Annotated in this window: 12 protein-coding genes; 5 read left to right on the top strand and 7 right to left on the bottom strand. The window is 70.2% G+C overall.

The window, feature by feature from the left end; all coding sequences use genetic code 11:
• The first annotated feature begins 23 nt into the window (after nucleotides 1-23).
• Both ACEVFP_RS19415 and pntB read left to right on the top strand, forming a co-directional pair.
• A complete protein-coding gene (locus ACEVFP_RS19415) occupies nucleotides 24-1,631 on the top strand; it encodes a Re/Si-specific NAD(P)(+) transhydrogenase subunit alpha (RefSeq protein WP_375001170.1) in 1,608 nt (535 codons plus the stop codon).
• An 8-nt stretch (nucleotides 1,632-1,639) separates the two neighbouring features.
• Complete coding sequence (gene pntB, locus ACEVFP_RS19410) at nucleotides 1,640-3,025, top strand: Re/Si-specific NAD(P)(+) transhydrogenase subunit beta (RefSeq protein ID WP_375001169.1); 1,386 nt, start codon at nucleotides 1,640-1,642, stop codon at nucleotides 3,023-3,025.
• A gap of 48 nt (nucleotides 3,026-3,073) precedes the next feature.
• On the opposite strand, the gene ACEVFP_RS19405 is transcribed toward pntB, so the two are convergent.
• From ACEVFP_RS19405 to ACEVFP_RS19395, 3 genes are all read right to left on the bottom strand, one after another.
• Nucleotides 3,074-4,561 (bottom strand): MFS transporter, encoded by a 1,488-nt coding sequence (locus tag ACEVFP_RS19405; RefSeq protein WP_375001168.1) that lies wholly within the window; start codon nucleotides 4,559-4,561, stop codon nucleotides 3,074-3,076.
• A 150-nt stretch (nucleotides 4,562-4,711) separates the two neighbouring features.
• Nucleotides 4,712-5,353 (bottom strand): uracil phosphoribosyltransferase, encoded by a 642-nt coding sequence (upp, locus tag ACEVFP_RS19400; RefSeq protein ID WP_375001167.1) that lies wholly within the window; start codon nucleotides 5,351-5,353, stop codon nucleotides 4,712-4,714.
• Nucleotides 5,354-5,392: 39 nt separating this feature from the next.
• Nucleotides 5,393-6,667, bottom strand: a complete 1,275-nt coding sequence (locus ACEVFP_RS19395; protein WP_375001166.1) for an FAD-binding protein — start codon at nucleotides 6,665-6,667, stop codon at nucleotides 5,393-5,395.
• Between the two features lie 139 nt (nucleotides 6,668-6,806).
• On the opposite strand from ACEVFP_RS19395, the gene tadA reads away from it, so the two are divergent.
• The 3 genes from tadA (at nucleotide 6,807) to ACEVFP_RS19380 (ending at nucleotide 9,179) form a co-directional block, all read left to right on the top strand.
• Nucleotides 6,807-7,256, top strand: coding sequence for a tRNA adenosine(34) deaminase TadA (gene tadA / locus ACEVFP_RS19390; RefSeq protein WP_375001165.1), 450 nt, complete (start codon nucleotides 6,807-6,809; stop codon nucleotides 7,254-7,256).
• 175 nt (nucleotides 7,257-7,431) lie between these two features.
• Entirely contained in the window at nucleotides 7,432-8,538 is a 1,107-nt protein-coding gene (locus tag ACEVFP_RS19385) for a CE1758 family FMN-dependent luciferase-like monooxygenase (RefSeq protein WP_375003871.1), read from the top strand.
• Nucleotides 8,535-9,179, top strand: a complete 645-nt coding sequence (locus ACEVFP_RS19380) for a CE1759 family FMN reductase (protein ID WP_375001164.1) — start codon at nucleotides 8,535-8,537, stop codon at nucleotides 9,177-9,179. Before ACEVFP_RS19385 ends, ACEVFP_RS19380 begins: the two co-directional genes overlap by 4 nt.
• 58 nt (nucleotides 9,180-9,237) lie before the next feature.
• Here ACEVFP_RS19380 and ACEVFP_RS19375 read toward each other — a convergent pair whose 3' ends face one another.
• The 4 genes from ACEVFP_RS19375 to ACEVFP_RS19360 are packed head-to-tail and all read right to left on the bottom strand — an operon-like array spanning nucleotide 9,238 to nucleotide 12,593.
• Nucleotides 9,238-9,933, bottom strand: a complete 696-nt coding sequence (locus tag ACEVFP_RS19375; protein ID WP_375001163.1) for a nucleoside/nucleotide kinase family protein — start codon at nucleotides 9,931-9,933, stop codon at nucleotides 9,238-9,240.
• Nucleotides 9,930-10,805 (bottom strand): sugar phosphate isomerase/epimerase family protein, encoded by an 876-nt coding sequence (locus ACEVFP_RS19370; protein ID WP_375001162.1) that lies wholly within the window; start codon nucleotides 10,803-10,805, stop codon nucleotides 9,930-9,932. The genes ACEVFP_RS19375 and ACEVFP_RS19370 overlap by 4 nt, the downstream gene beginning before the upstream one ends.
• A 28-nt stretch (nucleotides 10,806-10,833) precedes the next feature.
• On the bottom strand, nucleotides 10,834-11,607 hold the full coding sequence (locus tag ACEVFP_RS19365) for an ATP-binding cassette domain-containing protein (RefSeq protein ID WP_375001161.1): 774 nt from the start codon (nucleotides 11,605-11,607) through the stop codon (nucleotides 10,834-10,836).
• Nucleotides 11,604-12,593: an ABC transporter permease gene (locus ACEVFP_RS19360; RefSeq protein WP_375001160.1), complete on the bottom strand. Its 990-nt coding sequence runs from the start codon at nucleotides 12,591-12,593 to the stop codon at nucleotides 11,604-11,606. Before ACEVFP_RS19360 ends, ACEVFP_RS19365 begins: the two co-directional genes overlap by 4 nt.
• Nucleotides 12,594-12,607: the final 14 nt, after the last annotated feature.

Below are 12,607 nucleotides of genomic sequence, written 5' to 3'. Positions count from 1 at the left end.
GCGCGGGGCTAACGTTCCCGAGCATGAGCACCGAGTCCCCCACCCCGCAGCAGGCGGACCCGGGCCCGGACGCTGCGGCCACTGCGGCCGTGCCGCCCGGAGCCCGTATCGGCGTCGTCCGTGAGTCGCAGGCCGGTGAGAGCCGTGTTGCTGCCACACCGGAGACGGTGGGCAAGCTGATCAAGCTGGGCTACCGAGTCAGTGTCGAGGCCGGTGCCGGTGAGGCGGCGAGCTTCCTGGATGCCGCGTACGCGCAGGCGGGCGCCGACGTGGTCGCCCGCGAGGACGCCTGGGCCGGCGACGTCGTGCTGAAGGTCAACGCCCCGAGCACCGAGGAGATCGGTCTGCTCGCCGACGGAGCGACACTGGTGGGTCTGCTCAACCCGGGGCTGAACCCCGACATGGTGGAGGAGCTGTCGCGCCGTCCCATCACGGTGCTCGCGATGGACGCGGTGCCCCGCATCTCACGCGCCCAGTCCCTGGACGTGCTGTCCTCCATGGCCAACATCGCCGGGTACCGCGCGGTCGTGGAGGCCGCGAACGTCTTCGGCCGCTTCTTCACCGGGCAGGTGACGGCAGCCGGCAAGGTGCCGCCCGCGACGGTGCTGGTGGCCGGCGCCGGCGTGGCGGGGCTCGCCGCGATCGGTGCGGCCAGCAGCCTGGGTGCCGTCGTACGAGCCATGGACCCTCGCCCCGAGGTCGCCGACCAGGTCGCGTCGATCGGTGGCGAGTACCTCACGGTGGACGTCGAGTCCGAGATGGGCAGCGACGGCTACGCCAAGGAGACCTCGGAGGCCTACAACGCGCGCGCCGCGGAGATCTACTCCGAGCAGGCGCGCGAAGTCGACATCATCATCACCACGGCCCTCATCCCGGGGCGTCCGGCGCCGCGGCTGATCAGCGCCGACGACGTCGCGTCGATGAAGTCCGGCAGCGTCATCGTCGACATGGCGGCCGCGCAGGGCGGCAACGTCGAGGGCTCGGTCCCCGGCGAGGTGGTCGTCACCGAGAACGGCGTGACGATCCTCGGCTACACCGACCTGGCCGGCCGGCTGCCGACGCAGGCATCGCAGCTGTACGGCACGAACCTCGTCAACCTGCTCAAGCTGCTGACCCCGGGCAAGGACGGACAGGTCGTCCTGGACTTCGACGACGTGGTGCAGCGCTCCATCACCGTCGTGCGTGACGGGGAGACGACGTGGCCGCCGCCCCCGGTGAGTGTCTCGGCCGCTCCGCCCCCGGCCGCCGAACCGCCTCCGCCACCGACGCCCAAGCAGCCGTGGCTGACGCCGGTCAGGAAGTACACGCTGATCGGGGTGGGGCTGGCTGCGTTGTTCCTCATCAACGCCACGGCTCCGCCGCCGTTGCCGGAGCACTTCTTCGTGCTGACTCTGGCGATCGTGATCGGGTTCTACGTGATCGGCAACGTGCACCACGCGCTGCACACACCGCTGATGAGCGTGACGAACGCGATCAGCGCGATCATCGTGGTCGGCGCCCTGTTGCAGCTGACCAGTGACGATCCGTTGATCCAGGGCATCGCCTTCGTCGCGGTGCTGGTGGCAAGTATCAATGTCTTCGGTGGCTTCGCCGTGACCCGGCGCATGCTTGCCATGTTCTCCAAGGGCTGAGGCTGCACATGAGTGTTCTTTCTGCCGCAGGTGCGGCCTATGTCGTCGCGACCCTGCTGTTCATCATGAGCCTGGCGGGGCTGAGCAAGCACGAGACGGCCCGACGCGGCGTCGTCTTCGGCATCACCGGCATGGCGCTGGCCCTGACCGCCACCGTCGTGGTCACCGTCCAGGAGGCGTCCACGCGAGGCATCGTGCTGCTCGTCGTCGCCGTCGTGATCGGCGCGTCGATCGGCCTGTGGCGCGCCAGCGGCGTGCAGATGACCACCGTGCCCGAGCTCATCGCGCTGCTGCACTCCTTCGTGGGCCTGGCAGCGGTGCTGGTGGGTTGGAACGGCTACCTGGGCGACTCCGACCGCACCGGTGCGGCGGTTGACATCTACCACGCGGAGATCTTCGTCGGCGTGCTGGTCGGCGGCGTCACCTTCACCGGCTCCATCGTCGCCTTCCTGAAGCTGTCGGCGCGGGTCAAGTCCGCACCGCTGGTGCTGCCGGGCAAGAACGTGCTCAACCTGGGCGCGCTCGTGGCGTTCGTGGTGCTCACGGTGGTCTTCGTCATCCAGCCCGCACTGTGGCTGCTGGCACTGGTGACCGTGCTGTCGTTCGCCCTGGGCTGGCATCTGGTGGCCTCCATCGGTGGCGGCGATATGCCGGTCGTCGTCTCGATGCTCAACAGCTACTCCGGCTGGGCCGCGGCTGCGGCCGGGTTCCTGCTGTCCAACAACTTGCTCATCGTGGTGGGTGCCCTCGTCGGCTCCTCCGGTGCCTACCTGAGCTACATCATGTGCAAGGCGATGAACCGTTCCTTCCTCTCGGTCATCGCCGGCGGCTTCGGCATCGAGGCGCCGTCCTCCGGCGACGCCGACCACGGCGAGCACACCGAGATCGACCCCCAGGGTGTGGCCGAGCTCCTGGCCGATGCCGACTCGGTCATCATCGCTCCCGGCTACGGCATGGCGGTTGCGCACGCCCAGTACCCGGTCGCCGACCTCGTGCACCGTCTGCGCGAACGAGGCGTCGAGGTGCGCTTCGGTATCCACCCGGTCGCCGGACGCCTCCCGGGGCACATGAATGTGCTGCTCGCCGAGGCGAAGGTGCCGTACGACATCGTCCTGGAGCTGGACGAGATCAACGACGACTTCGCTCAGACGTCCGTCGTGCTGGTCATCGGCGCCAACGACACGGTCAACCCTGCGGCGGCGGAGGATCCCGCCTCACCGATCGCCGGCATGCCCGTCCTGCACGTCTGGGAGGCCGGGCACGTCATCGTGTTCAAGCGGTCCATGGCCGTCGGTTACGCCGGCGTCCAGAACCCGCTGTTCTTCCGTGACAACACCCAGATGCTCTTCGGTGACGCTAAGGAACGCGTCGAGGACATCATCCACGCCCTCTAGGTTCCGCCCGAGACTCTGTCCGCCTTGGGGCGGGGTTTGCCACGCCCTCTAGGTGACGTACTTGCGGGCGGTTCGTCCTGACAGCACCGCTGCGACGAGCGCGGTGGACATGATGAGCAGTGCGGCGACGAGTGCGGCGCGCAATCCGGCGTCGCCGCCGTGGGCCGAGGCGATGAGGTGGTAGACGGTCATCAGCACGGCCGCCCCCAGCGCCGAGCCGATGCGTTGTCCGGTCTGCAGGGCACCCCCGGCGGCACCTCCCATGCGGGGAGGGACCTCGGCCAGGGTGAGCGTGAAGTTCGGGGAGACGACGGCACCGCCGCCCAGGCCGGCGAGGAGCAGGAACGGCGCGAGCGCCCACCACAGCCCGTCGGTGGTGGAACCGGGAGCGGTGACGGCGGCGAGGGCGATGCCGGTCATCGTCAGCAGGAGCGCCCACACCGTCAGGGGGCGTCCGACTCGGCTCACCAGCCGCCCTGCCAGGGGGGAGGTGACCGCCGACCCGACGGCGAACGGCGTGAGCAGCAGGCCGGTGTGCAGGGCGCTGACGTCGCGGGAGGTCTGCAGCCAGACCGATGCCGTGAGGAAGACACCGGTGAAGCTGGTGAAGTACAGCGTTCCCACGGCGAGCCCGCTGCCGTAGCCGGGCAGCCGGCGCAGGAGCGCCAGGTCGAGCAGGGGTGCCTGCCCGCGGCGCAGGACGCGGCGTTCCCAGACGACGAAGCTCCAGCCGGCCACCGGCACACCGATCAGGAGCACCAGTGGCAGGCGAGCGCCGGTCTCCAGGCTCACCACGGGGTACAACAGGCACAGCACTGCGGTCCCCAGCAGGAGGGCCCCGGCCACGTCGATGCGTTCACGCACGGAGCTCGGCTCGCGACCTGGCACCATCCGCACGATGGCGACGAGCGCCACGATCCCGATGGGGACGTTGATGAGGAACAGCAGTCGCCAGCCGATGTCCTCGCCGGAGGCGCCGATGATCGCGCCGCCGAGCAGTGGTCCGGCAGCCGAGGCGATGGAGACGGTGAGGCCGAAGTACCCGAACGCGCGGCCGCGTTCCGCTCCGCTGAACAGCTGCTGGATGAGGCCCGAGCTCTGCGGGGTCAGCAGCCCCGCCGAGGCACCCTGCACGAGACGTGCGGCCACCATCAGCTCGGCGTTGGGCGCGAGGCCGGCTGCGGCGCTGGCCCCGACGAAGCCGACCAGCCCCACGACCATCATCCGCCGCCGGCCGTAGGCGTCGCCCAGCCGTCCACCCGCGACGAGGGTCAGGCCGAAGGCGAGCGCATAGCCGGAGACCACCCACTGCACGGTGGACGGTCGGGCCGAGAGCGACTCCTGGATGGAGGGGACGGCAACGTTGACGATGGTGACGTCCAGCAACGACATGAAGCCCACGAGCAGGGTGACGGCCAGGATCCGCCACCGGCGGGGGTCGCGCGATCTCGGGTCTGGAGCACGGGGATGGAGGCCGCGCCCCTGAGCCCGGCGGTCGGCGTCGTCTGGCGGAAGGTTGATGGGCTCCTCGTGCACCCGCCTAGCCTGCCGTACCCAAGGTCGCGAGTCATTTGGATACTGGTCGCGAGTCACTCGGGTACCCGCGGCCCGGTCGCCTGTGGACCGGAGTGACTCGCGAGGGGTTACGGGGTGACTCGCGAGGGGTTACGGGGTGACTCGCGAGGGTCAGTCGACGACGCCGTAGAGGCGGTCGCCGGCATCACCCAGGCCGGGGACGATGTAGCCGTTGTCATCCAGCCGTTCGTCGAGCCCTGCGGTGACCAGGTTGACCGGAACGTCGACCTCGGCCAGCTGCGCCTCGACGTGCGCGACGCCCTCGGGTGCGGCCAGCAGGGTGATGGCAGTGATGTGGTCGGTCCCCCGACGCACGAGGAAGTCGATGGCGTCGACGAGTGTGCCGCCGGTTGCGAGCATCGGGTCGAGGACGTAGCACTGGCGGCCGGACAGGTCGTCGGGCAGCCGCTCGGCGTACGTCTCGGCCAGGAGGGTCTCCTCGTTGCGGATCATGCCGAGGAACCCGACCTCGGCCGTCGGCAACAGTCTTTGCATGCCCTCGAGCATCCCCAGGCCCGCCCGCAGGATCGGGACCACGAGGGGACGAGGTGTCGACAGGCGCACTCCGTCGGCCTGGGCGACCGGCGTCGTCACCGTGACGGGCTCGACGCGGACGTCGCGGGTGGCCTCGTAGGCCAGCAGGGTCACGAGCTCCTCGGCGAGCCGGCGGAAGGTCGGTGAGTCCGTGGAGGCGTCACGCAGGACCGTGAGCTTGTGGGAGATCAGCGGGTGGTCGGCGACGTGGACGTGCATGCCTCGACCCTAGGGCACGGTGACGCCAGTACGTCGCGCTCAGTCGGTCAGCAGGACGCGGCGCACCCAGTCGTTGACGAACCGTTCGTCGGGGTCCAGGCGCTCCCGCAGCACCCGGAAGTCGTCGAGCCGCTCGGGCCGCGGCGCGTGGTGGAAGACCTTGCCCCAGTGGGGTCGGGCGCCGAGCGGCGCGAGGGCCTCCTCGATCGCTGCGGCGGCCCGCTCGGCGGCGGCGGGGCGAGACGACCAGGTGAAGTGGAAGGACCACGTCCCCTGCCCGTGCTGAGGGCTCAGCCACAAGTCGTCGGCTGCGACGGCGCGGATCTCGGTGGTCTGGGCGGCCGCGGCGATCTCGGCCCCGATGCCGCGCAGCGCCTCGACGGCGGCGGGCCCGTGCTCGCGGGCGACGTGGTACTCGGACTGCGACTCATCGCCGTTGCTGGGCATGAACCCCATCAGGAAGTGTGGGACGCGGTCGGCCCACCAGCCGGGCTCGTCCAGCTGAGGTGTGCAGTGCACGGGGTCCAGGCCGGCGATCGGGTGGTGCTCCTCGGCGGCCTGCAGGAGGTCGGCGGACGGCGGCGGGGACGGGTCGCCCTCACGGCGCTTGAGCCAGACGCGCGCGGGCTCGCCGTCCCAGCGCAGGAAGATGCTGACGCTGCGGGCGAGGGAGTGCAGTGCCTCCAGGCGGCTGCTGATCTCAGGTTCGGGCAGCCCCTCGAGCACGACCTGGCGCCATGGCCGGTCCTGCTCGACGTCGAGCTCGAGCCGGGTGACGACGCCGAGGGAGCCGAGGGAGACGACGGCTCCGGCGTGGTCCGGTTCTCCGCGGTGCAGGGTGAGGAGCTCGCCCGTGCCGGTGACGAGCTCGAGGGAGCGGACGTGGGTGGCGAGGTTTCCGGCGGTCAGGCCGGAGCCGTGCGTGGCGGTGGCGACGGCTCCGGCGACGCTGATGTGCGGCAGTGACGCGAGGTTGCGCAGTGCCAGCCCGTGCGGGCGGAGGGCGAGTGCGACGTCGGCGTACGTGGCGCCGCCGCCGACCCACACCGACGTCCCGTCCGGCGTCGGCTCGACGTCGGTGAAGCGGTCCATGAGCAACGCGTGGTCACCGTCGGTCACGGCGTTGAAGGTGTGCCCGGTGCCGACGACGCGAAGATGGTCGTGGGCGGTCACGACACGACGCACCTCGTCGGTCGTCGTGGGTCGGGACGCGTCGCGGAAGCCGTACTCGACGGTGCCGGACCAGTTCCCTCGCGGAGCGTGCACGGGCTTGGCGGGGGTGCCGGGCCGTGGGCGGCGGGCGGACGGGGTCATGCCTCGATCGTCGCCCATCACAGGTGCAGCGTGTCACGGGTCCACCCGTGTCGCCGAGGTGTCCCCCCTCGGCGTGCCGGGCTCCACGCGTGTGGTGGTCCGGAGCGCTCCAGGACTGAGGGTGCGGGAGACTGTCCGGGTGAACCATTCGGAGGCGATGCGCCGTGCGCTCGAGCTCGCAGCGCTCGCGGCGAGGACCGGTGACGTCCCCGTGGGTGCTGTGGTGCTGGACCCGCGCGGTGAGGCGCTGGGCGAGGGGTTCAACGTCCGCGAGCGTGATGGTGATCCGACCGGCCACGCGGAGGTGGTGGCGCTGCGGGACGCGGCCACGCAGTCCGGTTCGTGGCGGCTGGACGACTGCACCCTCGTGGTCACGCTCGAACCCTGCACCATGTGCGCCGGCGCGATCGTCTCCTCCCGCATCAGCCGATTGGTCCTCGGCGCCTGGGACGACAAGGCCGGCGCCGTCGGTTCGTTGTGGGACGTCGTCCGCGACCGCCGGCTCAACCACCGGCCCGAGGTGGAGGCCGGATTGTTGGCCGATGAGTCCGCGGACCTGCTGCGCGACTTCTTCGCGCAGCGGCGTTGACGTCTCCCGAGTGATGAGGTTTCCCACGAGACCGCTCAAACCCGGCGCTACGCACACGAACTTCGTGTGTGTTGCGCATGTATTGAGCGGTCTCGTGGGGAACCTACACAGCGGGAATAAGTTGAATCTTGAACTAGTTGTGGGGGGTATCGACCCAGGAGGCATCATGACCAGCATGCAGTTCGGCATCTTCACCGTCGGCGACGTCACGCCCGACCCCACCGACGGTTCCGTGCCCACCGAGCACCAGCGGATCAAGAACACGGTCGCCATCGCCAAGAAGGCCGACGAGATCGGGCTTGATGTCTTCGCCACCGGCGAGCACCACAACCCGCCGTTCGTGCCGTCGAGTCCCACCACGACGCTCGCCTACGTCGGTGCGCAGACCGAGAACCTCATCCTGTCGACGTCCACGACGCTCATCACGACCAACGACCCGGTCAAGATCGCCGAGGACTACGCCACCCTGCAGCACCTCGTCGACGGCCGGATGGACCTGATGCTGGGTCGCGGCAACACGGCCCCCGTCTACCCGTGGTTCGGCTACGACGGCAGCAAGGCCGTCGAGCTCACCATCGAGCACTACCAGCTGCTGCGCCGCCTCTGGGAGGAGGACGTCGTGACGTGGGAGGGCAAGTTCCGCACCCCGTTGCAAGGCTTCACCGCCACCCCGCGTCCGCTCGACGGCGTCGCCCCGTTCGTGTGGCACGGCTCCATCCGCACGCCTGAGGTGGCCGAGCTGGCCGCCTACTACGGCGACGGCTACTTCGCGAACAACATCTTCTGGCCCAAGGAGCACTACATCCGGCTGATCGACTTCTACCGGCAGCGCTACGCCCACTACGGCCACGGCGAGCCCGAGCACGCGATCGTCGGCCTCGGCGGCCAGTTCTTCATCCGGCCCAACAGCCAGGACGCCGTGCGGGAGTTCCGCCCCTACTTCGACAACGCTCCCGTCTACGGACACGGGCCGAGCCTGGAGGACTTCAGCTCCCAGACGCCGCTCACCGTCGGCAGCCCGCAGGAGTTCGTGGAGAAGACGCTGACGTTCGCGGACTACTTCGGCGACTACCAGCGCCAGCTCTTCATCGTCGATCATGCGGGTCTCCCGCTGAAGACCGTGCTGGAGCAGCTCGACCAGCTCGGCGAGGTCCTGCCCACGTTGCGCGCCGAGTTCGACGCCCGTCGGGCCGCCGGGGTGCCCGACGCCCCCACCCACGCCGCCCGGGTGGCCGCACGCGACGCCGCCCAGGATGCCTCGGGGCAGGAGGTGCTCTCATGACCGGTACGCCCCTCGAGCCACGCCCCGGAACCCCCGCCGTGGTCGCCATCAGTGCCGGGCTCAGCGACCCGTCGACGAGCCGGCTGCTCGCCGACCGCGTCACTGAGGCGGTCACTGAGCAGATCCCGGACGCGAGCGTGACCACGGTGGAGCTGCGACCTCTGGCGCACGACATCACCGACGCCGCCCTGTCCGGCTACGCCGCACCTCGTCTTCAGGACGTCATCGACACGGTGGCCGCTGCCGACGCCCTCGTGGTCGTCACCCCGATCTTCAAGGCGTCGTACACGGGCCTGTTCAAGACGTTCATCGACACGCTCGACCAGGACCTGCTGATCGGCAAGCCGGTCCTGCTCGCAGCCACCGGCGGGACCGCCCGGCACTCTCTGGCGATCGACATCGCGCTGCGGCCCTTGTTCGCCTACCTGCAGGCCCTGGTCGTGCCCACCGGCGTTTTCGCCTCCCCGCACGACTGGGGAAGCGAGGGCACGAGTGCCCTCGGAGGCCGGATCGAGCGGGCGGTCGGCGAGCTTGCCTCGGTGCTCGGCGGTGGCGGAACGGGCCGTTCGCGCGACGACAGCATCGACCTGTTCAGCGAGACGATGCTTTCCATCTCCGACCCACCGCGTCCCCCCGCCTGAGCCGGTCCGGTGGGAGCGTCGTGCGGGCCGCGGCGTCCGCAGGGCTGAGCTCTCCTGCTCAGGGTCCCGGCATCGCCCCGGGGGTCACGACCAGGTCCGCTCGGTCCTGCGTGGCGGTGACGAGCGCCGCGTTCTGCTCATCGGTGCCCTGCACCCACGAGCGGGCGGCGTCGACACTCTTGCCGAACCGCACGTGCCGCCGCACCAGACGGTCACGACGCACCTCGTCCCCGAGCACGCAGAACCAGACCTCCGTCAGCGCAGATCGGGCCCGTTGCCAGGCAGGATCGTCGACCAGGAGGTAGTTGCCCTCGGTGACGACGAGCCGGGCGGTCGGTGGCACGGGAACCGCTCCGGCGATCGGTTGCTCCAGCTCACGCTCGAACATCGGGGCGTAGACGATCTCATCAGGGTGGCTCGAGCCGAGTCGCTCCAGCAGGGCTGCGTAGCCGTGCGCGTCGAACGTGTCCGGGGCGCCCTTGGCCTCCAGCCGTCCTCTCCGCGCGAGCTCGACGTCGGCGAGGTGGTATCCGTCCATCGGGACGTGCGCGACCCACAGCGCATCGTGCCCCGGCGGGGGTGTCGCCGCCAGCTCACGGACCAACGCCTCGGCGAGCGTCGACTTGCCTGCACCGGGCGGTCCCGCGATGCCGAGCACCGCGCGTCCCAACGCCGGCACCAGGGCGCGGGCCCGGTGTACGAGGTCCCCGAACTGGTCGACCCTGGGCACGGATGTCGCCCCGGCGCGGCTCATGACCGGTGCGCTGCGGCAGCCAGTCCGTGACGCAGGAACCCGTGCGCGTGGACGGCGAGGTCGGTCCCGTCGTCCCAGAGGTCGCGCCACACCGCCAGGTCGCTGGACAGTCCCTCGGCCACCACGGCCGACGAGAACGACTCGAACGTGATCGGCCCGCGGTAGTCGACGTCGGCCAGCGCATGGAAGAAGGCCGTGAAGTCCAGGTGCCCCGAGCCGAGGTACCCACGGTGGTTCTCACCGACGTGGACGTAGCCGAGCCGGTCGCCGACCTCCAGCACCGGCCGCACGAGGTCGTCCTCCTCGATGTTCATGTGGTACGTGTCGAGGTGGATGACGACGTTGTCGGCCGCGATGTCGTCGGCCAGGGCGAGTGCCTGTCGTGCGGTGTTCACGACGTGGGTCTCGTAGCGGTTGCACACCTCGAGCCCGAGCGTCATCGAGCGGGCGGCCGCCTCGGCGGCGAGCTCGGTCAGGACTCCGACGACGTGGGAGCGCCCGGTCCTCGACAGGGGGGCGTTGTACTTGCCGAGCGCCGAGTACAGGGCGCCGGTCAGGTGCGTCCCGCCGAGCGCGTGCGTCACCTCGAGGGACTCCTGCAGGAGCTCCTGTCCGCGGGCGACGACGGCCGGGTCGTCGCTGGAGACGTCTGCGTCGAAGGCCAGACCGCGAGAACAGGCCACCTGGAGACCGGCTTCGCGCAGAGCGTCGCGCGTGCCAGGAACGTCCAGGCTGGTGCTGTCGTGCAGCGACAGCTCCAGCAGGTCGTAGCCGGCCGCAGCCGTGCTCTCGATCGCACTGGCCACCGACGTCGGGCTGGTGTCGCCGACCCAGACGAGGGCGTGCACGCCCAGGGGGTTGCGGGAGGTCAAGGGGTCTCTCCTGTCTCGAGGGGGAAGGTCAGGCGGCCTGGGCGCCGGTGATGAGCGCGACGATCTCCTCGCCCGTGGTCGCCGTGGTGCGACGACCCGCGACGCACCGGCCGGCGCGCATCACCCAGACCTGGTCGCTCAGCCGCATCACCTGGTCGAAGTTGTGGCTGATGAGCAGCACGGCATGGCCCTCGTCGCGCAACGAGCGGATCAGCTCCTCCACGCGGGCCGTCTCCTGCACGCCGAGCGCCGCCGTGGGCTCGTCCATGATGACCAGGCGCGAGCTGAAGCCGGCGGCACGACAGATGGAGACGGCCTGCCGTTGTCCGCCGGAGAGGCGCCGGACCTTGGCGCCGACCTGCGGGACGTTGACCGAGAGCGTGGCGACCATGCGCTGCGCCTCACGACGCATCGCTCGACGGTCGAGCAGCCGCAGCGGTCCGATGCCGCGCGTCAGCTCCCGGTTGAGGAACAGGTTCTGCCACACCGTGAGGTCCTCGACGAGGGCCAGGTTCTGGTGGACCGTCTCGATCCCGGCGTTGCGCGCCTCCTCGGGGCTGCGGAAGCCGATGGGCTCGCCGGCCAGCAGGATCGAGCCCGCGTCGGGCTGGTGGATGCCGCACACACAGCGCACGAAGGTGCTCTTGCCGGCGCCGTTGTCCCCGACGATCGCGGTGATCTCGCCGGGCTGCAGTGTCAGGTCTACGTCCTGCAGCGCGCGGACGCTGCCGAACGACAGGGACACCCCGCGTGCCTCGAGCAGCGGGCGGACGGTGGAGTCGCTGGGAGCGGGCTCTGTCATTTCTGGTACCTCGAGAGGTAGGCGGCTGCCACCACGACGGTGCCGACCGCGACGGGCTGGTAGTACTGCGAGACACCGACCAGGGTCAGGCCGTTGGTGAGCGCCGTGAGCAGGAGCGCGCCGAAGAACGGACCGATGATCGTGGCGCGGCCACCGACCAGCGCTACTCCGCCGAGGACGACCGCCGCAACCGCGTTCAGCAGGAACTGGGTGTTCGCGGCGGGCTCGGCGGCACCGATGCGCGCCACCAGGAGCACTCCGGCGAGCCCGGCGCACGACCCGCTGATCGTGTAGACGGCCGTCTTGATGCGCGGCACGCTGATACCGGTCGCGGTGGCGGCCTCGCGGGCGCCACCTGCGGCCAGGACATGGGTCCCGAAGCGGGTGTGGAACAGCACCACGTGGGCGAGCACCGCCACGGCGAAGGCGACGATGACCGCATAGCCGACGATCCCGATGCCCTGCGTCGAGAGCCGCAGCATGAAGCCGTCCACCACGGTCTGCGGCTGGCCGTCGGAGATGACCAGGGCGAGACCGGAGGCCACCGAGAGTCCACCCAGGGTGACGATGAAGTCGGTGATCCCACCGCGTCCGATGAGTACCCCCTGCAGGAGACCGAACGCGGTGCCGGCGACGATCGCGACGAGGCAGCACACGAGGGTCGGCCACCCGGCCCCGAACGCCACGCCGAACATGATGGCGCTGAACGTCATGGTGGACGCGACGGCGAGGTCGATGCCGCCGGTGGCCACGGTGAAGGTCTGCCCGACCGTCAGCACGACGAGGATTGCTCCTGCCGACAGCATGGCCTGGATGTTCCCGGTGGTGACGAACGTCGGGTCCAGGATCCAGAAGATGATGACCAGGCCGACGAAGCCGACCAGTGACGCCGAGTCCGCCCAGAAGGTCGGGTCGGCGAGCCGACGGCGCAGGTCGATCGACCGAGAGGTCGTCGGCGGGGGTGTCGTGGGCGCGGTGTTGCTCATGCTTGCTCCTTGGC

It is taken from the genome of Aeromicrobium sp. CTD01-1L150 (genome assembly GCF_041951745.1).
In the GTDB taxonomy this organism is placed as follows: Bacteria; Actinomycetota; Actinomycetes; order Propionibacteriales; family Nocardioidaceae; genus Aeromicrobium.
Note: the sequence above shows the minus strand (reverse complement) of the source record. Positions and strands in the feature narration are given on the sequence as shown.

Bases quoted from the DNA above. Each gene is read 5' to 3' on its own strand.
- ACEVFP_RS19415 (WP_375001170.1), top strand. From the start codon at position 24: ATGAGCACCGAGTCCCCCACCCCGCAGCAGGCGGACCCGGGCCCGGAC.
- pntB (WP_375001169.1), top strand. From the start codon at position 1,640: ATGAGTGTTCTTTCTGCCGCAGGTGCGGCCTATGTCGTCGCGACCCTG.
- upp (WP_375001167.1), bottom strand. From the start codon at position 5,353: ATGCACGTCCACGTCGCCGACCACCCGCTGATCTCCCACAAGCTCACG.
- ACEVFP_RS19395 (WP_375001166.1), bottom strand. From the start codon at position 6,667: ATGACCCCGTCCGCCCGCCGCCCACGGCCCGGCACCCCCGCCAAGCCC.
- ACEVFP_RS19385 (WP_375003871.1), top strand. From the start codon at position 7,432: ATGCAGTTCGGCATCTTCACCGTCGGCGACGTCACGCCCGACCCCACC.
- ACEVFP_RS19380 (WP_375001164.1), top strand. From the start codon at position 8,535: ATGACCGGTACGCCCCTCGAGCCACGCCCCGGAACCCCCGCCGTGGTC.
- ACEVFP_RS19375 (WP_375001163.1), bottom strand. From the start codon at position 9,933: ATGAGCCGCGCCGGGGCGACATCCGTGCCCAGGGTCGACCAGTTCGGG.
- ACEVFP_RS19365 (WP_375001161.1), bottom strand. From the start codon at position 11,607: ATGACAGAGCCCGCTCCCAGCGACTCCACCGTCCGCCCGCTGCTCGAG.
- ACEVFP_RS19360 (WP_375001160.1), bottom strand. From the start codon at position 12,593: ATGAGCAACACCGCGCCCACGACACCCCCGCCGACGACCTCTCGGTCG.